This window comes from Cupriavidus sp. DL-D2, assembly GCF_039710735.1.
In the GTDB taxonomy this organism is placed as follows: Bacteria; Pseudomonadota; Gammaproteobacteria; order Burkholderiales; family Burkholderiaceae; genus Cupriavidus.
The window spans coordinates 100,091-120,035 of the sequence record NZ_JBDKXK010000028.1 but is presented as its reverse complement, the minus strand read 5'-3'; the positions used below and the strand labels follow the sequence as shown (position 1 = coordinate 120,035).

Genomic DNA, 19,945 nt, shown 5'->3' with positions numbered 1-19,945 from the left:
TAATTTATTTGTGCGGAATACTAGCCATCCGCCCGGAATCCTTGTATAGTCTTGTTCTTCGCTGATCGCGCAACGATCAACGAAACAAGTTCTACGGTGGCTGTAGCTCAGTTGGTAGAGTCCAGGATTGTGATTCCTGTTGTCGCGGGTTCGAGTCCCGTCAGCCACCCCAAAGAATTTCTTTGCAAATCAGCCGCTTACAAAAGCGGCTTTTTTGTTTTCTGTATATCCATCCAGTGCTTTATTCCCACAGTATTCCCACCGTGGGAATACTCGCCCATTCTCACTGGGTCGGCAGTGCCCATAAAACCTTGGTGGCACATGCGAGGCCGATGAGGAAGATAAGGACGCAGCCGTAGCCAAGAATCGGTCCAAGCCGCTCCCATCTCTTGACTCGTTCGCCGTCCCGCTCATTGAGTTCCTGCCAGGTGATCTGACCCGACGCATAAGATTGATAATCGCGGATCCAGCCCACCTGCAGGGCCTTCATGCACTCCAGAGCGTGTGCGCGGGCGGCGCAGGCGACGAGCAGCCCGAGGACAAAAATTCCCAGCGTCCAGAGGGAAAGCCTCATCTGCCTGATCTCCGATACCGCGCCGATGAAGGCCAGCATGCCGGCAACAGCGCCGCCATTCACAGCGAGCAGGGCATTGAGCGCTCCTTCCGAGTGCGCAATCACCAAGTCGTTCAGTTGGCGCCAGCGGCCCTCGTAGTAGCTCTGCGCGCCTGGAGGGGGAAAATGTTGGGGTGAGTTCATGTTTTTCTTTCAGGCTGGAAAGGCACTCAGCATACCAAGCGGAGCTATAAGGCCTTGCGTTTGACGACCCTGTTGCGGTCGTAAACCCGAGCCGTGATCGCAGGGTTTGCATGCAGGTCGGGCAGACTTCCTCGCTCAGCCTTGTGTGTCGTCGCGTAGTACGCCCGCAAGTCGTGAAACGTGAATCGCTCCTCAATGACCTTATCGGCCAGCGCCGCATTCATGACCTTCCCCCACATCGCCTTGAAGCCGGCAGACGTGTAATGGCTGTCGTGCCGGTTCGGGAACAGGTACAGGCAGTCTCCGCGATCTTGCGCGAGATGCAGGGCGTCGATGCGGTTCAGAAGGTCGAGAAGCTTCGGCGTGATCTCGACCTCTTCGATGATCTCACCGCGCTTCGTGCCACGTTGCTTGGCGCGCTTGGTCCGGATCACCATCGCCTTTCGGTCGACCTGCGGACGGACGATGTCCAGGAACTCCACCTTCCGGCTGCCGGCCACGGCGGCATACTCGGCGGCCAGGCCGATAATGCGCCGCTGCGCTCCCTGCTTCGACAGCCATTCCAAGAATGCCGCCAGCGCGGCGGGGTCCGGCGCCTTTGATCGAGGCTGCTCCGTGTTCCGCCGCACCTGCCGGCATGGGTTTGCCTCGGCCTCACCGCGCTCGATCGCCAGGTTGATCAGGTTGGAGAGCAGCGCGACTTCACGGTTGGCGCGCACCGGGGCATCCTTGCGCTCGACACGGAGGTACCGGGCCACGTCCGTCGCGCGAATCTCGCTGGCCTTGGTCTCCGAAAACACCTTCAGCAGTGGTGTGCTGCACTGGGTGTAGTCGGTCCTCGTGCCGTCGGAGAGCTTGCGCCAGTCGTTCGTCTCCTGATACTGCTCCCAGAGGCGGCCGATCATGCCGATGTTGTCGCCCATGCCGAGCATGTCCAGAACGTGCTGGATGGCCTTCAGGCGATCCGTCCCGAGGTTGATGGGCTTCGCCCCCACAGGCCGGTATCGGTACGTCACCAGCCCGTCTTTGCGCGGCCTGGCCTCCATGCGATCCAGCAGGCCCTTTCCTTCCTTGACCTTGCGCGGACGGTTCATGCTGCCACGCTCCAGCGCGGGCCGCTGGTCGGCCTGGCGGAACTGCCGACCTTGCCGCGATTGACCTGCTCCCATGTGATCATGGGATGGCCGTCGACCTTCATGGGTGGCTCGAAGCCGAGCTGCTTGCGGATCCAGCGGCGCTGCGCCGCCCCTTGCACCAGGCCGCCGGTGATGTCTTTGAGTTCTTCGTTCGTCAGGGTTGCCATACAGTGCTCCCAATGCTTCCGGGTTGTCGCGATGATACGTGTTGCGGCTTGCGCCATCGGATTGGGATCACCGCAGCACATGGCGGCGAATGCCCACGATCCCGGGCGCCGGCGCTGGTGCGGGCGCAGTTCCCGGCGAGGCAGCGGAACCCTGCTCCAGAAAGTCCACGTTGGCCTGCCCCGTGGCCTTCAGATAGTCGACCTCGACCTTGGCGCTGTCGACCAACACCCGGGCGACGTCGGCTACGGCGCGCGCGCGATCAATCTCCATGGGCTGTTCACGATTCCGTAGGTCCGAGAGCGTATCCAGGAGGTGCTGGCGGACGGTTGCGATGTTGTTCGTGCTCATGACTTCTTCTCCTTTGCCTCACGGGCGATACGATTCACTTGGCGCGTGATGGCGCCCTTGAGCTGCACGAGCTTGGCCAGCTCAGTCGACTTGCTGCGAGGATGGTTGCGACGTACCAGCTCCGCGCGGCTCACCAGCTCCAAAGCGTCGGCAGTGATGAGCGATGCGTCGGTTGTCTTCCGACCGGGGCGGAAGATAACTGCATGTCCAGTAGGGATAGGGCCGTTCGCTACCTCCCACACCAGCCGATAGACAGGCACCCACCGCCGCACCGGTGCGATGTCGGGGTCGTCTGTGACCTTCCGCTCCAGGTGGCCGTCTCGGTTGATGCGCTCTGCGCCAATCGGCTGGTAGTTGTGCTGCGCGGCGCCGCGCTTCTCACCTTTTTTGAATTGAGTGCGAAGGCAGTTTGGATGTTTGCCGGTGCTGCCCTTTACACCCTTGTTCCAGGACGGCTGACCTTTCACGAAGCGCGAGGCCGCGCCGCGAATGCCGTCCAATCGTCCGGCATCCGGCCCCGCCAGATACTCAGCCGACTTTCGAAGACCAATCCCGATCGCCTTGCTATAGACCTGTTGCGTTGCTCTGCCGAGCGCGGCGGCAATCTCGGCGGTAGGGCTGTCTGGGTAGAACTCACGGAGCACAGCAAGCTCGACGTCAGTCCACGGTTTGCGCTTAGACACGATGGCGCCTCTCATTTACAGGGAGCAATCCGCGCAGTGCGCGCTTCTCGATGATCTCTTCGGCTGCGTCGAAGACTTGGGTGGGATAGAAAAACTCGCGCATCAGCTTCGGTTCGGGTACGTAATCGCCGTCCACGTCGACCCACTCTGTGAAGTGATCGAGGACCATCGAGCGCAGGGATTCCCAAGCTGTCTCTTCCTCCCACTCGGGTTCGTAGTAGCCGCACATGGCACCGACCATGATCGTCCCTTTGAGAGGGTGGACCGGCTGGCGCATGGAGACGTAGCTGAGGCCGTGCTTGGGGCGGTAGTGCAGATCGTTGCGAAAAAGCGGTGTGGCGTGGATCGAGCGATTCCGCTCCCAGTGCTTGCGATCGTGGCCGCCGGTGCATGTATAGCTTTCGTACTTGTCCGCAGCGAACTGCTTGCGGTCGTCGCCGAGCAGCGGGAGCAGTGGGGCCGCGCGCTTGGACAGTTTCTTGAGGATGCGGAGGTTCATGGGTTACGCCTCCTTCACGAGGTTCTGTTCGACCCATTCCCGCATGCGCTTCCAACGCATGGGGCCAAGCTCGCCTTCCGGAATATCCACCAAGGTCCGCACAATGTGATTGCCGTATTCGGGGTAGTACGGGCGCACCGGACCGCAAATTTCGACATCGACGTATCGCCAGGTGGTCATGGCCTCATCGTTCTCGTAGACGATCTCCCGAACCATTGACGGCGCCAGCTTGAAAGTGTCGGCGACCATGTCGTAGTCTTCTGGATCCGTATCGGAGAGATCGAGGCCCCGCGCCGCGCCCAGCACGCCCAGCGTGCAGTACTGGCCTGTGGGCGTGACGAGTTCGTGCGCCACTAGGACCTTGTTTGGCATCGCATCCATGGCTCTCGCGATTTCTTTGAGGGCTTGCTGGCCGCGCTTCCCGCGAATCGCGCGCTCGACCGCGGCGCGCCACAGCCCAAGGTTTTCGCAATCGTCGGTGTATCCGCTTCGGCTCATGCTGCCACTCCCAGGGTCCTCGTTTCCTTGCGCGACCAGCTAGCCATATCCGGCACGTTGGCGCGCACCAGCGCCGCCGCCATCGGCGGGCTGACGCTGTTCCCACACATCCGTACCTGCGCATGCTTTGGCAAGGGTTTGCCGTTCGCCATGATCGGCGCAATCACGTAGGTGGAAGGGAAGCCCTGCGCGGCGTAGAGCTCGTGCGGCTCCAGCATGCGCATGCCGATGTCGGCGATTTGGTATTGCTCGCCGGCCACGGTGACCAGGCCAAGTCGATCCTTGGTCGGGATCGTATGCATTGGGTCGCGGCAGTCTTGATCCTGGCCGCCCTCGCTGTAGTACTTCACGAGGAATGCGCGAACTTCGCCGATGTGGGTGCCGCCGCCGGTGATGGTGGCAACAGGTTCCTTGATGGCGCTGCCCGTGCATTGGCCGCGCAGCTTCACCAAGTGCGATGTTGCCACCGCGGTATCGCCCTTGGCCGTAATGGTCTGCATCGGCTCGTCGGCGTCGCGCGGGCGGCTCTGGCCGGCCCGGCCACCGCAGCCCACCAGCTGTGCCGCTACCAGTGCATGGTGGTCGGTGGTGGTGATGGTGCTGGCTGGATCAGTTAGCGAGACGCCCGGACCCTCATAGTTGCCGCCGTAGTGCTTGGCTAGGAACGCCGACACCACGGCGTGCTTTGCGCCGCCGGCGACGACCGTTCCGAGAGGTTTATCCAGACCCGGCGCACGGGGTGCCTGGCCGGCACGCTCGCCGTAACCGGTCTGGACGAGCGTCGCGCTGGCGAGGGCAAAATGTCCGCCCTTGACCTCGGCGCATTGCGTGCGCAGGGGTTCACCAACGCTCCACGACCGCTGAGTCGACGCATTGGCGCATTCCGTCAGAACCGGCGACACGACTGCGTATGAGCTATTCGCGGTGACGGTCTGAAATGGATCATCGATGCTTCGCGCGCCTGATCCCCAGCGCTTCGAGGCGCCTGGCTTTCCCTCTCCATGAGACAGCGTCACCACGAACGGCTTAGCGGCGCCGATGACGTACCGACGCAGTCCACGAGCAATACGACGCTGTGTGGCCTCGGCCAGTGGCTTGGTTCGCTCGAAAATCGACGGGCAGGGGATCGACCAGTCGATACACTCAGCGGCCGTGCGCCATGGCTTGCGCTGCTTCGCCTTCACTGCGGCGCTGTCCGGCGCGCCGTGCGTCGGTTCCGGCCATGCGATGGGCTGGCCGTCGCAGCGGGCGATCAGAAAGAGGCGCTTGCGGATGGTGGGCGCGCCGAAGTCGCAGGCACGCAGCTCACGCCACTCGACCGCATATCCCTTCTCCTGCAACTGGCGGACGAAGGAGCGGAAGGTGTCGCCCTTGCGCTTTGGGCAGGGAGTACCGTCAACCAACACGGGCCCCCACGTCTGGAATTCCTCGACGTTCTCCAGGATGATCACGCGCGGCCGGACGAGCGCCGCCCAGCGCATGGCAACCCAAGCCAGGCCCCGAATCTTCTTGTCGCGGGGTTTGCCGCCCTTGGCCTTGCTGAAGTGCTTGCAGTCCGGACTAAACCAGGCGAGGCCCACGGGCCGGCCTTGTACCAGGTCGAGCGGATCCACATCCCAGACGCTCTCGCAGTGGTGCTCGGTCTGCGGATGGTTCAGGGAGTGCATCGTCACGGCTTCGGGGTCGTGGTTGATGGCGATGTCGACGTGGCGGCCGAGGGCCAACTCGATGCCGCAGCTCGCGCCGCCGCCTCCGGCGAAGTTGTCGATGATGATTTCCGGCGCGATGTCGAGGAGAAATTGATCACGTATCATCCTGCGAGAGCCTATTCAAATTTGCTTAGAAAATGACAAGAGAGATTGCAGGCAAGACGGTCATCAACGGCGCTTATCGCTACGTTTTCGCGACCATTCAAGAAGCGCAAGAATTCCTTGTTTGCCTTGAAGATGACGGCGTGGCGTTGGTCTGTGCGCTCAGGATTAAGCCGCTGCGTGTTGAACACATTCGGCCTTCACCACCCGAGCCGCGCAATCGCCTCTAACTCAGTTGCCTGCCGGGAGCGTCGCGTCCCTTGGGTGCTTGTTTCCACCACTTGGTAGGCTTGCCGTTTGCTCCGTAATCGAACGGCGTGAACACCTGGCCCATCGGTCCCTTGTCGCGCAGGAATCCCCAGACCTTGACGTCCTTGGCCGGCACGATGAAGAGCGACCAGACCTCCGGCGGCGTATGCACGTCGGGCAACGGACCAGGCGACAGAATCACGCGATGGAACGAGTCTCCGGTCAGGAAGTTGAGCCAGCGGACTTTGCGCGTGCCCCAACGCGTGGCTTCGTAGTACCAGCCGCGCAGGATGATGGACACGGCCCAGCGCCACGGGTGGTCGTGCAGGCCACGATCAGGGTCGGAGCCGACAAAGCGGTGCAGGTAGACGCGGATGCCGAAGAGCGCGCACACAAAGTAGCGCTCCAGATAGGGACGGCCGGCTTCGCTGATGATCTTGCACGGGCGGGAGGCCGAGTAGGCGAGCAGCAGGCGGCGAATCATGCGGCCTCCTTCGTCGGTTCCTTGGCAGCGTCGTACTGGCGAATTGCCCAAGCGATTCCGTACAAATTCCAGATGAAGTGGAACGTGTACTCTTTGCAGTTCCACTCCCAGCAGTCTTCAAAGAGGCGGGGATGGTCGGCGTGGTGGAATGCCATGAGCGAATCGAAGGCGCGTGTCGCGTCGCCTTCGTCTGCTGTTTCCAGCACGTCCTCTCGGATCGCTTCCCACATCACGCGGCGCATTTCGTGCTCAACTTCGCGATCGCGGCAGTAGTCGCGGAATCGCTCCACCACGCGGCGCTTGAAGTTCTCAGCGCTGAAGCGGTCGGCGCTTCCACGGCCGTAGCCGTTGCAATCGACGGCCTGGAGTTTCTCGGCCCAGTAGCCCTTATTGATGTAGAGCTTGGTCGGATCGCCGCGGTCGTCGGTGCGAAAGAACTGGAACATGTCCGGCAGGCGTGAGAACACGTAGGTGCCCATGTCGCCCTTGATGCAAAGCGTGCCCGGCCACGTCAGGATTTCGAACCAGTAGGCGCTGTCGCCTGGCTGGCGGAACATAAGGTGGCGGTTCACGCCATCGTCACGAATCATCGACATCTGGTGCTGCGCGACGTCTTGCTCAAATCTCTTCTGAGTGCAAGTCATCGGAAGATCCTCCCGTGGATCGCATCGAGCTTTTCCACTTCGTCGGCGGTCAGGTCGACAATGCGGGAGCGCTTCACCTTCTCTTTCAGCTGGTTGACGAAGCCGATCTCGTCGATGCGAAGTTTTCGCGTGTCGATGATTGCGACGAGGCGGTCGATCATCGTCGCGGTGCTGACGATTCCCATCTGCGAAGCTCCTTTTGCGGTCCGCTGCATCCAGCGGTATTGGAAGTGGGCGCCGACGGCTATCGCGACCAGGTGGGCGGCGAATGTGAGGGCGATGACGAGGTGGTTCATGGTCAGTGGAGGCGGACGAGGACTGGCGCGCCGTTAATCCAGCGGCCGGTCACGCGGAAGCCTTCGGCGCGGCGGGCGCGCACGTACTCCTCCCAGGTGATGTCGGGATTCATGCTTGGTGTCTCCAGATAGGGGTGGCGGTGGTCGCGTCCGTGTTGAGCGCGGCGTAGAGGCCCGAGAGGGCGATAACGCCGGCTGCGGTGGCGAACCAGAAGGCGAGGGCGCGTAGCAGCTTCACGACTGGCCCTCCGTGACGCGATTCAGCTCACGATCCCATTCGGCACGGCCGAAGTTCTCGCGAAGAGCTTTCATGTCTCGCCCAATGGCGGAGGCCAGGCTGGTGTTGCCATCCTCGACTGCGTCGATCTGGACATCACGCCACGACAGGTAGACGCTCACGGCGAGCCGGAGTCGCTCCTGTGCGTGGAAGCGAGCGCTGGCAGCACCCAAATCCTGAACGCGATGAAGAGCGGCGGTCATGCGTAGGCCCTCCCGTATTCGCGCTGGCGCTGCTGGTACTCTTTCAGCGCTGCCTTGTAGCTGGCTTTGGCTTCCTTTTTGGTCTTGCACCACTTGCCCTCAACCTCATGCCGGCCATAGGCGTCCGCGCGGTACATGCGATAGATGTACCCTCGCCAATCCTTTAGCTCCGGCTGATCCGGATACCAGCCGTGGAGCGAATCCGAACGCCACTCGTACTTGGGAAGCAGGCCGCCGCACAGAAACTCGCCGAACGAGTCGCCAGCGCAACCGTCAGCGCGCAGATACTCCTCATAGCGCGACGGCTTTTTCGGCTCAGGCAGGGACGTGAGAGCCAGATAGCGACCTGCTTCCGTCGTGTAGAAGACGATCGAGTCGCCCGGCAGGAAGCCGGGGCGGTGGCCGCGAATCATCAGACCCGCCGCTTCCAGCCGCTCAAGGTCCGCCATGTCATGGTGACCGGGGCTGGCAACGAAGTGGTTGCGGTACGGCTCGCGGCGGTGCTCGTTGATCCCGAGCGTGTGCTGCAGCAGGCCAATTTGATAGGTGGTGGCGGCCGGACGTGCAACACAGGCACCCGAACACTCGCTGGCCGGATAGTCGCAGCCACTCGCGGCGTATTCGCAGATGGCGGCGGTCATGCTGCGCTCCCGTGGGCTTCGGCGATGACTGCGGCGCCGGCGGCTTTGTGGGCCGCACTGAGGCGGGCGGCCGAGGTGGCATTTCGCTCGCCCCACACTAGGCGCTGGCTGATGGTCATCAGCTGCGAGGCGTTTCCGATGATGATGTGAGCGAGCTGCAGTTCACGAAGGAGCTTCTCGTGGTCGTTGACCACGGCAGCCTGGCGCTGAGCGGCTTGGTCGGGCGTCATGCTGCGACCTCGCTCTCAGCCCTTGCCGGAGCCGGCGCGGCCGCAGTGGCGAACTCCTGCTCGGCGCGAGCCAAGTTCTCTTCCGTCATGCACATCTGAATACTCAGGCGGCCCCTCTTGAACACAACCGTGCGGAGGCGGTGATCGTCACGTTCCACGATCGTGAAACCGACCCTCAGGAGTGCTTTGGCAAGAAAGACCTCGGCGGACGTAAAAGCCGTCGTGATGCGGAGCGTTTGCCGTTTGCCGTAGACGGGGGTGATGTCGTTCGCATAGATGTTCGCCCCAGCTGCCGCGATTGCGGCCTGCAGCGGCTGCAGAAGTGCGAGCGTCGCGGCAATCTGCTTGATCTCATGCAAGCGGGCCTGGTGCCGACGTTCTTCCCAAGCCAGCGCCTGCTGGTGCAGCGGCAGCGCCAGGATCTGTTGGTGGGACAGTGCCTTTGCCATCGCTCAAGCCCTCCCGCCAACCCAGAAAAGCTGCATGACGACCACCACCAGCAGCATCCAAGCCATGATTCCGATAGGTACGAGCAGTTCCATCCCTCTATCTCCGGTGTGCGCCGTGGCGCGTCGATGGAGGGAATATTAGGAATTCCTTACTGGACTGTCAATAGGAATTCCTAACTATTTTGGAGGGGCTAGCGGTAGCTACTCGTGGAGCACTTCTCCGAGGACCATCGTCATGGTCTGGGCGGTAAGGAGCCTCGATGCCTTGAAGGCCCCCTGGAATGAATAATCGATGTCCCCGTTGCCGTGCATGCGGATAAGAATGGTGTCCTCTTGGTGGACGCTTCTTTTGTGGGGGAGGTCGCGCTTACGAGTCCGCCGGTAGGCGGCCAAATCGACTACATCTGGCATCAATGACCCCTGCTGTCGCCGGGTCCCTGTAGCCCGGCGATCGGAACGAGGTACACACATAGCCAGAACACGCTGGGGAAATAACCCCGCAGAAGCGGGATGCACGCCTTTTTGTCTCCATGGCGGCAGACGGCTTTGCCTAGCCAAGAACGCAAAAAAAAGCCCGCTAAAAGCAGGCTCCCTTCGTGCGTCGGCGATGTTTCCTCTATACAGGCTTGATCGTCCGGAAGATGGCGATTGGGGTTATACCGAAGCTGCCAGACTGCCGCCCCATGAATGTCCGCAGTGTATTGATGATGTTGACCAACCCTCCTTCCAGGTCAAATCCCTCGGGCGCGGACGAGGGCGAGGGAGATGAGAGTTCTGGTAGGGCGTCAATGATACCCAGCAAGCGCCATTCTCCCGGTATATCGGCACCGTGTTTCAGCGCAAGGTCTTCCGGGTTCATCAGCATGTTGTCTGGTCGCAAGGTCGTCCAGATCCGCTTGCCCTGGACGGTGAAGGATGCCTGCAAGGAGTGGGGCATCTTGCTGATCACGCCCGACATCAAATCGGTTTCCTTGCGAGCGTGCGAAATTGTCTGCTGCTTGACTTTGGGTGGGGTATTAGCCGGCAGCGCATCAGATGCCTGCTTGGCGATCATATCCCCGACGTACGGCCAAAGTTCCTTGAGGAATCTAACGTCGATCACGCGCATGCTTCCGGTCAAAAGCGCCATGCGTCCGATCCGCGCCTGCTCCAGATCGGTGGTGATATAGCTGAGCTCGTCGAGTCGGTTCATTACCTCGATTGGTATAAGCCAGCTCGGGTCGTACTGACCTTCAATCGATCGCTCGAATTGAGTCCCGCCGCCATATTCCTTGGCCATCAGCTTGGGGATTCCCACCGTGAGCTTGTCAGCGTCCTGACCGCCATGCTTCTCGGTGCGCTTCACTTGCGTGGGCGTGCCGTTCTCGGGGTCAAGTTGAGCGAAATAGAGAGCTGCGCGATCTCGGTCCAGATAGACGAAATCACAGAGGTATTCGGTGCTTTGTGATTCTTGCGCCACGTTCTAATTTCTCCTTTACTTTTTCTTCTTCGGAGGTGAACGCAGCCTTCCTTTCGCGCATAGCTCGGATCACGGCCGCGCCGCTCTTAGCCACTTCTTTAGTGGCTGAGCGGTCCGCTGCGATGATCTGCTCGATGGCGTCGAGAAGCGTGGTCTTCATGGGGGCATCCCAAGGACAAGTCCCGTGATTATAGGCCACGTTCTTCTGAAGAGTGATTGATATGCAAGTCAAGGTTTAGGCCGCCCTTAGCTTGGCGCCGCCTAAGAGTTTGCTACTTTCCTAACGCGTCGGGCAGATGCCTTCAATGTTCCATCGGGCGTGGGTGTGCTCAATGTCGCGCGGCCTTCTGCGAGACTTGTGAGCACGTAGGCAGATACAACGTTGTCTAGTGTTGTTTTTTGCGCGGGACTCAACTTTTCGTAGTCAGCAAGACTGGCGCTGAACGGCCAGACCAGCGCGGATTGCGTCGGATTGCCCTGGACGACACCGTGACCTGGATCAAGTGAGTATGCCGATCGCTTGTTGCCTCGGCCGGTTGCCAGCCACCACGGATTCACCCGTAGCAACTCCGCAGTCGCAAGGAGATTGCTGCCTTCCATTTTCTTCGTGCGGCCCGTTTGCCAGTCAACGATGGACGCGCTCTTTATCCCGCACGCGCGAGCGATGTCCACAGCCTTCACGTCAGGCATGTCGGACATAGCTTCTTTCAACCGGTCAGCAAGAGTACTCATTAGGAAATCCTAACAGGATCGCAATTAGGAATGCCTTGACTTAAAAATAAGGAATTCCTAAAATTAGGCATGGCTACAGCTACCGAACTTATCGACTGTCTCGGCGGGACCAGCGCAGTGGCGAAGCTGTTGGGCATCAAGGCGCCCTCGGTTAGCGACTGGCGTAAGACCGGAATCCCGCGGAGCAGAGTCACCGAACTGGCGCTCGCCACGGGCAGGGCACCAACTTCGCTCGACGATCTTTCGCCGGATCGATGGCACGTCCTGTGGCCGGAGCTTGGCAATGCCAGCGCTTCGGCAGAGGCCTAGTTGCCTGTCTGGCCGTCTTCCAGTGCTTGTGCGATGCGTTCCAGTCGCGCAAGGAGTTCGCGCGTCGCGCGGATGCAGTCGTGTAGTGCAGGGCGCTGGTCGACTGGCTGGCGTCGCCCCCGGTGGGGTTTGCCTTTTCCAGTAGCGAGCCATTGGGCGGAAACGCCGAGGGCGCGCGCAATGGCTTCGGTGTGGCGGCTACCGGTCGCGTTGCGGTCCGGGTCTGCCAGGTACTGAACGGATTGGTACTCGATGCCGACGAGCCGAGCCAGAGCGCGCCGAGAGGTCGGCGGATCGGTCTGTTGCATGGCCCAGAGGAGTCGTTCGGCGTACGTGTACATGCGGTTGAGTGTGTCATTGCCTCTGTGCAGATGTGTCTGTGTTTTGCCGGTAGAAGCTTCTGCCGGTCGGGGCGACAAGCCCACAACAAGAAGAAGGTCCGCGGGGTCCGCCCCGTGATTCGCGACAGCGGTCGCTGCAATACCCGAGAAGGAAACGTCATGTCCCGTCGATCCGAGTTTCGCAACGAAGTGAAGACTCGACTCCGAGACCGCGCCTACGACGCGCTACAGCTCTACAAGCAGGTTCACGGTATCGAGAGCGATTCCGCGGCCATGGCTCGTATTGCTGAGCAGCATTTGTTTGGCGCTGTGGGTACTTTGCCCGTGGTGATCGGCGGCGTCAGTGACGACTTGGGACACTTTGGGACACCGGTGGCGGCATGAAGAGCAGCGAGACAGAAGCAAAGGCGTTGCTGCCCGCAAACGAAGCGCGGGCGCTGGTTCTCAAGGCTGCGGAGCAGGGGGTAACGACCCCCGAGCTACTGGGCTACCACATCCTGCGGAGCGCCTTTGGGGCGACGCATCCGCAGGTAATCGAGTTCGAAACGCGGCCCAAGCTGGGACAAGTTGGGACGGAAGAGGGGGGCGGGCGATGAAGAAGCTGTATGCACGCCTGGTGCTGTGGCTACTCCGGCCGGCGCTGGAGTTGAACGCGGAGAAAAAGAAGGTTTGCCCTCCGCAGATCGATGTGACGCAGATCGAGACGTGCGTGCGAGAAGCAAAGGACGCCGCCGTGGCCGAGATCAGGCAGCAGGCCGCGCGCGGGCGTCCGGTCAATCCGCGTTGACGCGATCCATCACCAGTTCTGCTTGGGCGATCGCTGATTCCTCGATTTGCGCGAGCGACAGACTCATCAGGTTTGCATGTCGAACGAATACCTCGAACTCGACATGGTTGTAGAGGTGTTCCGGGTCGTCTGACTGCTCCGGTGTATCCGCGAGCGTGACCCGGACGAAATCGCTGGACGTGTCCGGTCGGACGATTTTCACGAGTTGCAAGTTCATGCGTACCCCTTTCGTGGGTGGTTGAGAAGGTGAGAGCTCTCGATTGTTCCACGGCTGTGGGTACGCGCCAATTAGTAGGAAGGGAGGGGGTTGTGATCCACGAATTGACGCCGCGCACTGAGCTGCGCAACCAGGGCGCCGAAGCCTTCCGAAAGGGGAAGGCGGCGGAGGACAACCCGTACTTCCCCCAGACCGACGCCCACTTGGAGTGGAACGCCGGTTTCAAGAATGAGCAGTACAAGCCGACCAAGCCGCAGGCGTAGGGGAGAGGGCATGCACACGCAAGTCGCGCACACCAGTATCCGGACCTACCGGGACATCAAGAAGGACGGCACGGTCTCCACCCGACAGCGCCAGATAATGGCGGTCATCGAACCGTATCCGGCGGACTATTCGCTGCAGGAGCTTTGCGAACTGACGGGCTTGCCGGTCAACATCGTCAGCGGCCGCGTCCACGAGCTGCGCGAGAAGCTGGGCGAGTTGCAGCACGGGCCATCGCGCACCTGCCGGATCACTGGCCGCACGATTCGCCCGGTACGCCGGCCGCATCCTCAGATGGGGCTGTTCTGATGTCTATCGTCCACGTCGTATCGATGTCCGGCGGCAAAGACAGCACGGCTTCCGCGATCCTCGCGATCGAACAGCATGGGCGTTCTGCCTGTCGCTTTGTCATGGCCGACACCGACAACGAGCACGAGATCACCTACGAGTACGTCGACTATTTGGAGGGCGCTCTGGGGGTGACTATCCATCGGGTCAAGCGGGACTTTTCTGGAGAATGGTGGGCGCGCCGAGACTACGTGCGCGACGTTTGGCCGACGAAAGGCGTGTCGGATGTCGCCGTGACGCGTGCGCTGGAGGTATTCGAGCGTGGGCCGACGGGGAGCGCGTTTCTCGACCTCTGCATTATCAAGGCCCGGTTCCCGAGTCGGATGGCTCAGTTCTGCACTCACGAACTGAAGATCATCCCGATCACCGAACACCTGATGTCCATCATTGATGAGACAGGTAGTGCTGTTTGGTCTTGGCAGGGGGTGCGGATCGAAGAGAGCAACGCTCGTCGCACTCGATTCCAGGGCACGGGAGCCTGTGTTTCCGATTTCGACGAGGTGGGCGGCGGCCTCTTCAACTATCGCCCGATTTTGCGCTGGACGTGGCAAGACGTCTTCGAGGCGCACAGGTTGTACGGGATCAAACCGAACCCTCTCTACCTCCAGGGCCATGATCGCGTCGGTTGCGTTTGCATCAACTCTGGCAAGCGGGAAATTAATGCTTGGGGCAAGCGGCACCGGGCTCACATCGAACGAATCGCCGAATGGGAAGACATCGTTTCTGCTGTGAGCAAGCGCGGCAATGCCACGTTTTTCCCTGCGCCTGGCGACAGCGAAACCGCTCGCGAGCGCGGAAACATTTGGCAGAAGGTCGAATGGGCGCGCACGGCTCGTGGAGGCCGGCAATTCAACCTACTTGATCAACTGGATGAGCCGACTGCGTGCTCTTCCGCATACGGACTCTGCGAATGACGGCCCACGTTATTGTCATCGCCAACGGCAAGGCCGTCCGCGTCAATCCGCTGCTGCACCCCGACATGCTGTGTCACGGCCAGCAGTGCTATCTCCGCTTCCCCGGCATCTGCCGGAACAATCCCGACACCGTGGTGCCGGCCCATTCCAACCAGCTGAAGCACGGCAAGGGGAAGGGGCTGAAGGCGGACGACCGTATGACGGTGCCGGGCTGCTTCCTGTGCCACGCCGAACTCGACCAGGGCGTGCGCTACACGAAGGAGCAAAAGCGCCTGGCGTGGGACGAGGCATACGACCGGTGGGCGGCATACCGTCTGAAGAAGTACGGCGTGCCGGCAATGCGCGTGGAGGTTGCATGAGGGTATCGCGTTACACTTTCTGCGCGGCAGGTCTGGGAACGCCCCAGCCCACTGAACCTTCGTCGCGCCGTCCTGCCGGCTCGTGCGTCGAATTCACGACTGAGGAACTTTGCAATGACAGCAGCCTGTTTGGCTTGGGCAATCAAGAGGCCGGTGGAAGAGCCGATCGAGAAGCTTGCGTTGATGGGGTTGGCGGATGGCGCGCTGCCGAGCTTTCTTGCCGAGTATTACAAGCAGCCGGACTGGGACTTCGACGCGGCCGTGGCATCTCTGAAGGGGCAGCGCTTGATTACGGTAGCAGCCGGCGAGGTGATGTTCAACATCGCTCCCGCGGGAACTCCCGACTGGCAGTCGAGGAACGACTTCTAGTTGGTTCGCGTTCCTTTTTGGGGCCTTCCGATCAAGGGAGGCCCATTTGAACTCCTACACCTGGCGCGCCGCCATCATTCGGTCGGATCTTTCCCCGACCACGCGGCATGTCCTTCTGACGCTCTCCTGCCACATCAATGATGCTGGAGAGCCTACCTATCCCTCCACGCTGCTTCTTTCCGACGAGTGCGGGCTGTCCGAGCGCGCCGTTGTTACGCACCTGAAGCTCGCAGCATCGCTTGGCTGGCTGACGGTCACGAAGCATGGATACGCAGGCCAAGCATGGGCGCGAAATCAGTACCGTCCACGCACTCCCGATGGGTTTGTCCCGCGCCCAGCTCCTTCCAGAAAAGGCACTGAACCTGATTCAGTGCCTTCTGAGGAAAAGTTATCCACAGAGGCGCTGAACGAGGTTCAGTACGTTGTTGGCGAAGGCGCTGAACCACGTTCAGTACCTTCGGGCAAGGCACTGAACGTCGCGACGGAAGGCACTGAACCTGACGACATAAAGGCACTGAACGACGTTCAGTCTAACTACCCACTAGAACTACCCAATGAACTACCCACTACCGCGCGAACAAAGCGCAAGGCTGTGGATAAGGGGTTTGATGCTCTTTGGGCTGCATATCCCAGAAAGGCTGCGAAGGCTGTCGCCGAGAAGGCCTACGTCAAGCTCGCGCCGAATGCTGAGCTGCAGGGTTTGCTGTTGGCGGCGGTGACCGCGCAGGCGACATGGCCGAAATGGCGGGAGAACGGCGGCGAGTTTGTGCCGCACCTCGCGACCTGGCTGAACGGCAAGCGCTGGGAGGACCAGGCGTCGGCGGCTCCCGTGGATGCTGCGGGCCAGAGCGGTGGCGGCGAAGGGGCGAGCTGGTGGCAGAGCGCTACGGGCATCGAGGCGAAAGGGCTGGAGATCTGGCGGGCGCGCAAGGGAGACGAACCGTTCCAGCGCTACAAGGTCGGCGTGTTCCAGCGGGCGGGGGACGGCCCATGGCGCCAGGCGCTGCTTGCTGACCTGCTGCGCACGAAGAGCACGTCGTACGCGTCGGTCCACGAGTACTTCTACGGCCATCCGCCGATCGAGGGGCAGGCATGACGAGCATGTGGGGGCGATGGGGCAATGCGAACGGACGAGGCCTGGCGGCACGAGTGCGAGGTGCGATGGCTGGCGGCAAAGCGCGGGCAGCGGATAGCCGAGTACCTGAAGCTGGTGGAGAAGTGGCGGGGCCGGCCGGCGGCGGAAAAGCTGTTGGAGGACGTCAGGGAGCTACGGTCAAAGGTTACCAGCCGGAAGGTGGGTTGATGCCACCGCCGCCGCCGCCTCGCAAGTACGGCAACGAGCGGGTGACGGTGGGTGAGGAAACGTTCGACAGCCGCCGGGAGATGGAGCGGTATTACCACCTCCTGATTCTCCAGCGGGCCGGCCACATTCAGCAGCTGGAGCGCCAGGTGGTTTTCATCCTTGCGCCGTCGGTGGTGATCGGCGGCCGGAAGCGGCCCCCGTTGAAGTACGTGGCGGACTTCACCTACGTGGAGCGCGGTGCCACCCAGAAGACGGTGGAGGACGTGAAGGGCGTCATCACCAAGGAATACCGGATCAAGCGCCACCTGATGGCGGTCATGGGGTTTGAGATCAAGGAGACGAAGTGAGCGAAGTCATCAAGGTGCAGGAGTCTTTCGTCGACGAGAAGCGCATCCGCGCCGTGCTGGACCAAGACCAGTTGCTCGCCTTGGTTGCCGCCACGGTGGCCGCTCAGGCTGGCGTTGACCTCAACGCCAAGAACGTGCAGGTCCGAACCCTTCATATTGGCTCGCGGTCGGGTGGTCTGAGCACGACCAAGTACGAAGCGGTCTGCGAGATCGTCGTTGACCGGAAAGCAACCTACGGGGAGTACCAAACTCATGAGCTCGGCTGACATCTGCGACGCGTTCGCTGCGCTGGTGATGGCCGGCGTGGTCCTGTCCATTCTGTGGGGAGTAAAGCGATGAACCGACTGTGGACGGATGAGGAGAAGGCAAAGTTGGTCGTGCTGGTTGGTCAGGGACTGAAGTGGTGGGACATCGGCTTTCAGCTGGGCAGGACAGGTGATGCCGTTCAGATGATGGCGGGCAGCATGAAGCTGGGTCCGAAGCCGTTCAAGGGCAAACGCTCGGCGGTATGGCGGCTGATGGTCCGGATATGCGCGGATGGGCGGGCTCGCACGGTGCATGAGCTGGTCGCCCTGACTGGAGCCAGCCGCGTCTGCATCGACCGACTCATGAAGGAAGGCCAGGCGGACGGAGAGGCGCACACAGCGGGCTGGCTGAAAAGCCGTCGCGGCCCGCCTAAGCCGTTGTGGCTGCCGGTGCCGGGAACGGACGCGCCGAAGCCCTACGTGCCGACGGCCTCGGAGCGTCAGTGCGCCCGCATGCGCCGAATGAAGGAGGACGACCCGCTCCGCTACAAGGCAATCATCGACCGAGGCACGGTGCGCCGGAAGATGAAGCGCGGCGTCGTGGCGCAGCAGCATCCCGTGGTACAGGCGCTCTTTGGCATGGGGGTGGCCGCATGACCGCGAAACAGAAGGGCGGTGCGCTGGCCCGCCTGGCCGGGATCCTCTGCAACAACCCGGAATTCCGCCGCATGGTGGCCGTCAAGACTGGGTTGCCGTGCGACACGCCAGCCGACGCGCGAGCCCTCATATTGAAGCGCTGCGACATCACATCCCGGGCGGACCTCGATCACGTCCCGAAGGCCGAGGCGGAATTCCATGCCGCGTTCCGGCTGCCGTGGGTGCGGTGGCAGCAGGGCGCAAGACAACAGAACCAGACCAGATAACCGGGGAGCAGACAGATGACCGAGACCGAGATCCTATTCACCAGCGCGGACAGCGCTCTGCGCTTTGCGTTCTCGTACTCGACGCAGCAGTACAGTCCGACGCCGATGGCGCGCGCGATGCGCGGCGGCAACGTTGGTACGGGCAAGGGGTTGGCCGGTGTGGACGGTGCGGGGCAGGCCGGCATGCTGCGTAGCGAGCTGCGGGATTTCAGTCTGCTGCACCAGGCTGTGCTGATCGCCCAATTCGCGCCGGCGGAGCTGCCGTGCGACTGCACCGCGCCGTGCTGCTCAGGGCGGAAGCCAAACCGGGAATGGGGCGAGGCTGTCTCATTCCTGACGGAGCACACGACCCACCTGTTTGCCGGATCGCTCTCGCACTATCGGCTGAGACGGATCCTGATCGAGAGACACTTTGGCGCGCATCGTGGGGCGGACGGCAAGAAGATCACGCTCGAGCGGGTGGCTGAGTCCTGCGGGGTGCATCGGCAGACGGCATCGACGCACCACCTGAAGCTGTTGACCTATCTTCGGGGCAAGAAGGGCATCGGCGGGGAAGTTGGCGTGCAGGCGATTGCACTGCAGCGGGCGGACGAGTTGCTACGCGACCGTGGCTTCGTCGGGATGGAGGAGGCCGCGTAGTAGGATAGGGGTGGTACTCGCAACTTTTCAGACCGTCCATGGATACCCCAGAGGAAAATCCTGATCCATTTGAGCTGCGCAGGCGACAGCTTGAAAGCCTTGGTGCGGCGCTGCGCCGACAGATGCAGAATTGGAGCAAGATGCTTGAACCTTATCAAGCCCTCGCCCGCGCAATCAGCCCTGCTGTCTTGGAGTTCGGTCGTCAGTGGTCCGAGTTGTCAAGCAAGATTGGCGAGGCAGTCAAGAATCTGCCGCCAACATATCGACGAGCACTGGAGATGCTCGCCGAGCGCGGTTGGTACTTCGACGAGGAGATGGCGCTCTCTATGCCGGCTCAGCTAATCCGTATATATGATCGGCCCGGCGGGGAAGAGGAAGCCGAGGCTATGCTGGTGCAGCACTTCGCACAGCGGTTGGATTCCATCGAGGAGTCCATCTGCCAACGATTCCCTAGGCGGGAGAAGATTGTCCGCGCGGCATTTGGTGCGCATCGCGCTGGTCAGTACGAGTTGTCGATCCCACCAATCTTGGCGCAGGTTGACGGCATGTGCGTTGACGCTTTGGGTGCTGAGTTCTTCCAGCGACTCCGAAACGATCCTCGGCCAAGGACGGCGGCATATGCAAGCTCGCCTGAACATAACGAATGGGACGCAGCATGGCTGTCACCGCTCAACTCCATCGGGCAAGTTGGAAAGGGGAAGAGCGAGAGAGGTATGGATTTTGTGGGTCTCAATCGGCACCAAGTTATGCATGGCGAGTCGGTCGACTACGGAAACGAGATCAATAGCCTGAAGGCGATTTCGTTGTTGAACTACGTCGCCCAAGTCCTTCCGGACGTGAAATGGATGAAGCCGACGGACGTGACAACAACGAAGACTTGACCTTTCGACATTTTGTGTCGAAAATAGGCCTCATTCCGATACACCGCAGAATTGCCTCCAAAGCCCGCTAAGCGAAAGCCAGCGGGCTTTTTTGCATTGGCGTATCGGGTTTGTAGTACCCCAATTCCGCTGTCCCGT

At 61.4% G+C, this 19,945-nt stretch carries 36 protein-coding genes and 1 tRNA gene; 17 read left to right on the top strand and 20 right to left on the bottom strand.

Annotated features, from left to right (window positions below):
• The first annotated feature begins 96 nt into the window (after window positions 1-96).
• Window positions 97-172 (top strand) — tRNA-His (locus ABDB81_RS16815).
• A 111-nt stretch (window positions 173-283) separates the two neighbouring features.
• Here ABDB81_RS16815 and ABDB81_RS16810 read toward each other — a convergent pair.
• The 8 genes from ABDB81_RS16810 to ABDB81_RS16775 form a co-directional block, all read right to left on the bottom strand.
• Window positions 284-757, bottom strand: a complete 474-nt coding sequence (locus ABDB81_RS16810) for a hypothetical protein (protein ID WP_346812243.1) — start codon at window positions 755-757, stop codon at window positions 284-286.
• A 44-nt stretch (window positions 758-801) separates the two neighbouring features.
• On the bottom strand, window positions 802-1,851 hold the full coding sequence (locus tag ABDB81_RS16805) for a tyrosine-type recombinase/integrase (RefSeq protein WP_137923905.1): 1,050 nt from the start codon (window positions 1,849-1,851) through the stop codon (window positions 802-804).
• The gene (locus ABDB81_RS16800; protein ID WP_346812240.1) at window positions 1,848-2,060 is read right to left on the bottom strand and encodes a DUF4224 domain-containing protein; all 213 of its coding nucleotides are present in this window, start codon (window positions 2,058-2,060) and stop codon (window positions 1,848-1,850) included. Before ABDB81_RS16800 ends, ABDB81_RS16805 begins: the two co-directional genes overlap by 4 nt.
• A 67-nt stretch (window positions 2,061-2,127) precedes the next feature.
• Window positions 2,128-2,409: a hypothetical protein gene (locus ABDB81_RS16795; protein WP_346812239.1), complete on the bottom strand. Its 282-nt coding sequence runs from the start codon at window positions 2,407-2,409 to the stop codon at window positions 2,128-2,130.
• Entirely contained in the window at window positions 2,406-3,092 is a 687-nt protein-coding gene (locus tag ABDB81_RS16790) for an HNH endonuclease (protein ID WP_346812237.1), read from the bottom strand. The genes ABDB81_RS16795 and ABDB81_RS16790 overlap by 4 nt, the downstream gene beginning before the upstream one ends.
• On the bottom strand, window positions 3,085-3,591 hold the full coding sequence (locus tag ABDB81_RS16785; RefSeq protein ID WP_346812235.1) for a hypothetical protein: 507 nt from the start codon (window positions 3,589-3,591) through the stop codon (window positions 3,085-3,087). Before ABDB81_RS16785 ends, ABDB81_RS16790 begins: the two co-directional genes overlap by 8 nt.
• 3 nt (window positions 3,592-3,594) lie before the next feature.
• A complete protein-coding gene (locus ABDB81_RS16780; RefSeq protein ID WP_346812233.1) occupies window positions 3,595-4,089 on the bottom strand; it encodes a hypothetical protein in 495 nt (164 codons plus the stop codon).
• Window positions 4,086-5,903, bottom strand: a complete 1,818-nt coding sequence (locus ABDB81_RS16775; RefSeq protein WP_346812231.1) for a DNA cytosine methyltransferase — start codon at window positions 5,901-5,903, stop codon at window positions 4,086-4,088. Before ABDB81_RS16775 ends, ABDB81_RS16780 begins: the two co-directional genes overlap by 4 nt.
• A gap of 32 nt (window positions 5,904-5,935) precedes the next feature.
• Here ABDB81_RS16775 and ABDB81_RS16770 point away from each other — a divergent pair, with 32 nt between their 5' ends.
• Window positions 5,936-6,130: a hypothetical protein gene (locus ABDB81_RS16770; RefSeq protein WP_346812229.1), complete on the top strand. Its 195-nt coding sequence runs from the start codon at window positions 5,936-5,938 to the stop codon at window positions 6,128-6,130.
• On the opposite strand, the gene ABDB81_RS16765 is transcribed toward ABDB81_RS16770, so the two are convergent.
• The 10 genes from ABDB81_RS16765 to ABDB81_RS16720 all read right to left on the bottom strand — a co-directional run bounded on the left by ABDB81_RS16765 (window position 6,127) and on the right by ABDB81_RS16720 (window position 11,564).
• Window positions 6,127-6,633: a hypothetical protein gene (locus tag ABDB81_RS16765; protein ID WP_346812228.1), complete on the bottom strand. Its 507-nt coding sequence runs from the start codon at window positions 6,631-6,633 to the stop codon at window positions 6,127-6,129. The genes ABDB81_RS16770 and ABDB81_RS16765 overlap by 4 nt on opposite strands.
• Window positions 6,630-7,229 (bottom strand): hypothetical protein, encoded by a 600-nt coding sequence (locus ABDB81_RS16760; protein WP_346812226.1) that lies wholly within the window; start codon window positions 7,227-7,229, stop codon window positions 6,630-6,632. The genes ABDB81_RS16765 and ABDB81_RS16760 overlap by 4 nt, the downstream gene beginning before the upstream one ends.
• 44 nt (window positions 7,230-7,273) lie before the next feature.
• Window positions 7,274-7,573, bottom strand: a complete 300-nt coding sequence (locus ABDB81_RS16755) for a hypothetical protein (RefSeq protein WP_346812224.1) — start codon at window positions 7,571-7,573, stop codon at window positions 7,274-7,276.
• A 234-nt stretch (window positions 7,574-7,807) separates the two neighbouring features.
• On the bottom strand, window positions 7,808-8,053 hold the full coding sequence (locus tag ABDB81_RS16750) for a hypothetical protein (RefSeq protein WP_346812223.1): 246 nt from the start codon (window positions 8,051-8,053) through the stop codon (window positions 7,808-7,810).
• Window positions 8,050-8,694, bottom strand: coding sequence for a hypothetical protein (locus ABDB81_RS16745; RefSeq protein WP_346812222.1), 645 nt, complete (start codon window positions 8,692-8,694; stop codon window positions 8,050-8,052). The genes ABDB81_RS16750 and ABDB81_RS16745 overlap by 4 nt, the downstream gene beginning before the upstream one ends.
• Window positions 8,691-8,924 (bottom strand): hypothetical protein, encoded by a 234-nt coding sequence (locus tag ABDB81_RS16740; RefSeq protein WP_346812221.1) that lies wholly within the window; start codon window positions 8,922-8,924, stop codon window positions 8,691-8,693. Before ABDB81_RS16740 ends, ABDB81_RS16745 begins: the two co-directional genes overlap by 4 nt.
• A complete protein-coding gene (locus ABDB81_RS16735) occupies window positions 8,921-9,373 on the bottom strand; it encodes a hypothetical protein (RefSeq protein WP_346812220.1) in 453 nt (150 codons plus the stop codon). Before ABDB81_RS16735 ends, ABDB81_RS16740 begins: the two co-directional genes overlap by 4 nt.
• A 616-nt stretch (window positions 9,374-9,989) precedes the next feature.
• Window positions 9,990-10,832: a hypothetical protein gene (locus ABDB81_RS16730; RefSeq protein WP_346812219.1), complete on the bottom strand. Its 843-nt coding sequence runs from the start codon at window positions 10,830-10,832 to the stop codon at window positions 9,990-9,992.
• Complete coding sequence (locus ABDB81_RS16725; RefSeq protein ID WP_346812218.1) at window positions 10,795-10,992, bottom strand: hypothetical protein; 198 nt, start codon at window positions 10,990-10,992, stop codon at window positions 10,795-10,797. The genes ABDB81_RS16730 and ABDB81_RS16725 overlap by 38 nt, the downstream gene beginning before the upstream one ends.
• A gap of 101 nt (window positions 10,993-11,093) precedes the next feature.
• Window positions 11,094-11,564 carry a hypothetical protein gene (locus ABDB81_RS16720; protein WP_346812216.1) on the bottom strand — a complete coding sequence of 157 codons (471 nt, stop codon included), beginning with the start codon at window positions 11,562-11,564 and terminating at the stop codon, window positions 11,094-11,096.
• Between the two features lie 69 nt (window positions 11,565-11,633).
• Here ABDB81_RS16720 and ABDB81_RS16715 point away from each other — a divergent pair, with 69 nt between their 5' ends.
• The gene (locus ABDB81_RS16715; protein ID WP_346812215.1) at window positions 11,634-11,873 is read left to right on the top strand and encodes a Cro/CI family transcriptional regulator; all 240 of its coding nucleotides are present in this window, start codon (window positions 11,634-11,636) and stop codon (window positions 11,871-11,873) included.
• On the opposite strand, the gene ABDB81_RS16710 is transcribed toward ABDB81_RS16715, so the two are convergent.
• Window positions 11,870-12,181, bottom strand: a complete 312-nt coding sequence (locus ABDB81_RS16710) for a hypothetical protein (protein ID WP_346812213.1) — start codon at window positions 12,179-12,181, stop codon at window positions 11,870-11,872. The genes ABDB81_RS16715 and ABDB81_RS16710 overlap by 4 nt on opposite strands.
• A 192-nt stretch (window positions 12,182-12,373) precedes the next feature.
• Between ABDB81_RS16710 and ABDB81_RS16705 the strand changes: the two genes are divergently transcribed.
• Window positions 12,374-12,598 carry a hypothetical protein gene (locus ABDB81_RS16705; RefSeq protein ID WP_346812211.1) on the top strand — a complete coding sequence of 75 codons (225 nt, stop codon included), beginning with the start codon at window positions 12,374-12,376 and terminating at the stop codon, window positions 12,596-12,598.
• Between the two features lie 208 nt (window positions 12,599-12,806).
• Window positions 12,807-13,001 (top strand): hypothetical protein, encoded by a 195-nt coding sequence (locus ABDB81_RS16700; RefSeq protein ID WP_346812209.1) that lies wholly within the window; start codon window positions 12,807-12,809, stop codon window positions 12,999-13,001.
• Here ABDB81_RS16700 and ABDB81_RS16695 read toward each other — a convergent pair.
• The gene (locus ABDB81_RS16695) at window positions 12,988-13,218 is read right to left on the bottom strand and encodes a hypothetical protein (RefSeq protein ID WP_346812207.1); all 231 of its coding nucleotides are present in this window, start codon (window positions 13,216-13,218) and stop codon (window positions 12,988-12,990) included. The two genes, ABDB81_RS16700 and ABDB81_RS16695, sit on opposite strands and share 14 nt — an antisense overlap.
• Before the next feature lie 92 nt (window positions 13,219-13,310).
• Between ABDB81_RS16695 and ABDB81_RS16690 the strand changes: the two genes are divergently transcribed.
• From ABDB81_RS16690 to ABDB81_RS16635, 12 genes are all read left to right on the top strand, one after another.
• Window positions 13,311-13,481 carry a hypothetical protein gene (locus tag ABDB81_RS16690; RefSeq protein ID WP_346812205.1) on the top strand — a complete coding sequence of 57 codons (171 nt, stop codon included), beginning with the start codon at window positions 13,311-13,313 and terminating at the stop codon, window positions 13,479-13,481.
• A 10-nt stretch (window positions 13,482-13,491) separates the two neighbouring features.
• Window positions 13,492-13,788, top strand: coding sequence for a hypothetical protein (locus ABDB81_RS16685; protein WP_346812204.1), 297 nt, complete (start codon window positions 13,492-13,494; stop codon window positions 13,786-13,788).
• Window positions 13,788-14,741, top strand: a complete 954-nt coding sequence (locus tag ABDB81_RS16680; RefSeq protein ID WP_346812203.1) for a phosphoadenosine phosphosulfate reductase family protein — start codon at window positions 13,788-13,790, stop codon at window positions 14,739-14,741. Before ABDB81_RS16685 ends, ABDB81_RS16680 begins: the two co-directional genes overlap by 1 nt.
• Window positions 14,738-15,100 (top strand): nuclease domain-containing protein, encoded by a 363-nt coding sequence (locus ABDB81_RS16675; protein WP_346812202.1) that lies wholly within the window; start codon window positions 14,738-14,740, stop codon window positions 15,098-15,100. Before ABDB81_RS16680 ends, ABDB81_RS16675 begins: the two co-directional genes overlap by 4 nt.
• Before the next feature lie 114 nt (window positions 15,101-15,214).
• Window positions 15,215-15,469 carry a hypothetical protein gene (locus tag ABDB81_RS16670; protein ID WP_346812200.1) on the top strand — a complete coding sequence of 85 codons (255 nt, stop codon included), beginning with the start codon at window positions 15,215-15,217 and terminating at the stop codon, window positions 15,467-15,469.
• A gap of 46 nt (window positions 15,470-15,515) precedes the next feature.
• Window positions 15,516-16,565 carry a helix-turn-helix domain-containing protein gene (locus ABDB81_RS16665; RefSeq protein ID WP_346812198.1) on the top strand — a complete coding sequence of 350 codons (1,050 nt, stop codon included), beginning with the start codon at window positions 15,516-15,518 and terminating at the stop codon, window positions 16,563-16,565.
• A 206-nt stretch (window positions 16,566-16,771) separates the two neighbouring features.
• Window positions 16,772-17,119, top strand: a complete 348-nt coding sequence (locus tag ABDB81_RS16660; protein WP_137923930.1) for a DUF1064 domain-containing protein — start codon at window positions 16,772-16,774, stop codon at window positions 17,117-17,119.
• Window positions 17,116-17,385 (top strand): hypothetical protein, encoded by a 270-nt coding sequence (locus ABDB81_RS16655; protein WP_346812196.1) that lies wholly within the window; start codon window positions 17,116-17,118, stop codon window positions 17,383-17,385. The genes ABDB81_RS16660 and ABDB81_RS16655 overlap by 4 nt, the downstream gene beginning before the upstream one ends.
• A 69-nt stretch (window positions 17,386-17,454) precedes the next feature.
• Window positions 17,455-18,021, top strand: coding sequence for a hypothetical protein (locus ABDB81_RS16650; protein ID WP_346812194.1), 567 nt, complete (start codon window positions 17,455-17,457; stop codon window positions 18,019-18,021).
• Window positions 18,018-18,287 (top strand): hypothetical protein, encoded by a 270-nt coding sequence (locus ABDB81_RS16645; RefSeq protein WP_346812192.1) that lies wholly within the window; start codon window positions 18,018-18,020, stop codon window positions 18,285-18,287. Before ABDB81_RS16650 ends, ABDB81_RS16645 begins: the two co-directional genes overlap by 4 nt.
• A 15-nt stretch (window positions 18,288-18,302) precedes the next feature.
• On the top strand, window positions 18,303-18,926 hold the full coding sequence (locus ABDB81_RS16640; RefSeq protein ID WP_346812190.1) for a DNA-binding protein: 624 nt from the start codon (window positions 18,303-18,305) through the stop codon (window positions 18,924-18,926).
• A 38-nt stretch (window positions 18,927-18,964) separates the two neighbouring features.
• Window positions 18,965-19,807 (top strand): hypothetical protein, encoded by an 843-nt coding sequence (locus ABDB81_RS16635; RefSeq protein WP_346812188.1) that lies wholly within the window; start codon window positions 18,965-18,967, stop codon window positions 19,805-19,807.
• Window positions 19,808-19,945 lie beyond the last annotated feature (138 nt).

Excerpts from the sequence above, each read along its gene's own strand:
- ABDB81_RS16755 (WP_346812224.1), bottom strand. The coding sequence starts at position 7,573 with ATGAACCACCTCGTCATCGCCCTCACATTCGCCGCCCACCTGGTCGCG.
- ABDB81_RS16660 (WP_137923930.1), top strand. The coding sequence starts at position 16,772 with ATGCCACCGCCGCCGCCGCCTCGCAAGTACGGCAACGAGCGGGTGACG.
- ABDB81_RS16650 (WP_346812194.1), top strand. The coding sequence starts at position 17,455 with ATGAACCGACTGTGGACGGATGAGGAGAAGGCAAAGTTGGTCGTGCTG.
- ABDB81_RS16725 (WP_346812218.1), bottom strand. The coding sequence starts at position 10,992 with ATGAAGACCACGCTTCTCGACGCCATCGAGCAGATCATCGCAGCGGAC.
- ABDB81_RS16705 (WP_346812211.1), top strand. The coding sequence starts at position 12,374 with ATGTCCCGTCGATCCGAGTTTCGCAACGAAGTGAAGACTCGACTCCGA.
- ABDB81_RS16695 (WP_346812207.1), bottom strand. The coding sequence starts at position 13,218 with ATGAACTTGCAACTCGTGAAAATCGTCCGACCGGACACGTCCAGCGAT.
- ABDB81_RS16715 (WP_346812215.1), top strand. The coding sequence starts at position 11,634 with ATGGCTACAGCTACCGAACTTATCGACTGTCTCGGCGGGACCAGCGCA.
- ABDB81_RS16680 (WP_346812203.1), top strand. The coding sequence starts at position 13,788 with ATGTCTATCGTCCACGTCGTATCGATGTCCGGCGGCAAAGACAGCACG.
- ABDB81_RS16640 (WP_346812190.1), top strand. The coding sequence starts at position 18,303 with ATGACCGAGACCGAGATCCTATTCACCAGCGCGGACAGCGCTCTGCGC.
- ABDB81_RS16800 (WP_346812240.1), bottom strand. The coding sequence starts at position 2,060 with ATGGCAACCCTGACGAACGAAGAACTCAAAGACATCACCGGCGGCCTG.
- ABDB81_RS16740 (WP_346812221.1), bottom strand. The coding sequence starts at position 8,924 with ATGACGCCCGACCAAGCCGCTCAGCGCCAGGCTGCCGTGGTCAACGAC.
- ABDB81_RS16780 (WP_346812233.1), bottom strand. The coding sequence starts at position 4,089 with ATGAGCCGAAGCGGATACACCGACGATTGCGAAAACCTTGGGCTGTGG.
- ABDB81_RS16785 (WP_346812235.1), bottom strand. The coding sequence starts at position 3,591 with ATGAACCTCCGCATCCTCAAGAAACTGTCCAAGCGCGCGGCCCCACTG.
- ABDB81_RS16760 (WP_346812226.1), bottom strand. The coding sequence starts at position 7,229 with ATGTCGATGATTCGTGACGATGGCGTGAACCGCCACCTTATGTTCCGC.
- ABDB81_RS16635 (WP_346812188.1), top strand. The coding sequence starts at position 18,965 with ATGGATACCCCAGAGGAAAATCCTGATCCATTTGAGCTGCGCAGGCGA.
- ABDB81_RS16805 (WP_137923905.1), bottom strand. The coding sequence starts at position 1,851 with ATGAACCGTCCGCGCAAGGTCAAGGAAGGAAAGGGCCTGCTGGATCGC.
- ABDB81_RS16720 (WP_346812216.1), bottom strand. The coding sequence starts at position 11,564 with ATGAGTACTCTTGCTGACCGGTTGAAAGAAGCTATGTCCGACATGCCT.
- ABDB81_RS16770 (WP_346812229.1), top strand. The coding sequence starts at position 5,936 with ATGACAAGAGAGATTGCAGGCAAGACGGTCATCAACGGCGCTTATCGC.
- ABDB81_RS16645 (WP_346812192.1), top strand. The coding sequence starts at position 18,018 with ATGACCGCGAAACAGAAGGGCGGTGCGCTGGCCCGCCTGGCCGGGATC.
- ABDB81_RS16775 (WP_346812231.1), bottom strand. The coding sequence starts at position 5,903 with ATGATACGTGATCAATTTCTCCTCGACATCGCGCCGGAAATCATCATC.
- ABDB81_RS16745 (WP_346812222.1), bottom strand. The coding sequence starts at position 8,694 with ATGACCGCCGCCATCTGCGAATACGCCGCGAGTGGCTGCGACTATCCG.
- ABDB81_RS16670 (WP_346812200.1), top strand. The coding sequence starts at position 15,215 with ATGACAGCAGCCTGTTTGGCTTGGGCAATCAAGAGGCCGGTGGAAGAG.
- ABDB81_RS16700 (WP_346812209.1), top strand. The coding sequence starts at position 12,807 with ATGAAGAAGCTGTATGCACGCCTGGTGCTGTGGCTACTCCGGCCGGCG.
- ABDB81_RS16710 (WP_346812213.1), bottom strand. The coding sequence starts at position 12,181 with ATGCAACAGACCGATCCGCCGACCTCTCGGCGCGCTCTGGCTCGGCTC.
- ABDB81_RS16795 (WP_346812239.1), bottom strand. The coding sequence starts at position 2,409 with ATGAGCACGAACAACATCGCAACCGTCCGCCAGCACCTCCTGGATACG.
- ABDB81_RS16675 (WP_346812202.1), top strand. The coding sequence starts at position 14,738 with ATGACGGCCCACGTTATTGTCATCGCCAACGGCAAGGCCGTCCGCGTC.
- ABDB81_RS16810 (WP_346812243.1), bottom strand. The coding sequence starts at position 757 with ATGAACTCACCCCAACATTTTCCCCCTCCAGGCGCGCAGAGCTACTAC.
- ABDB81_RS16685 (WP_346812204.1), top strand. The coding sequence starts at position 13,492 with ATGCACACGCAAGTCGCGCACACCAGTATCCGGACCTACCGGGACATC.
- ABDB81_RS16765 (WP_346812228.1), bottom strand. The coding sequence starts at position 6,633 with ATGATTCGCCGCCTGCTGCTCGCCTACTCGGCCTCCCGCCCGTGCAAG.
- ABDB81_RS16735 (WP_346812220.1), bottom strand. The coding sequence starts at position 9,373 with ATGGCAAAGGCACTGTCCCACCAACAGATCCTGGCGCTGCCGCTGCAC.
- ABDB81_RS16750 (WP_346812223.1), bottom strand. The coding sequence starts at position 8,053 with ATGACCGCCGCTCTTCATCGCGTTCAGGATTTGGGTGCTGCCAGCGCT.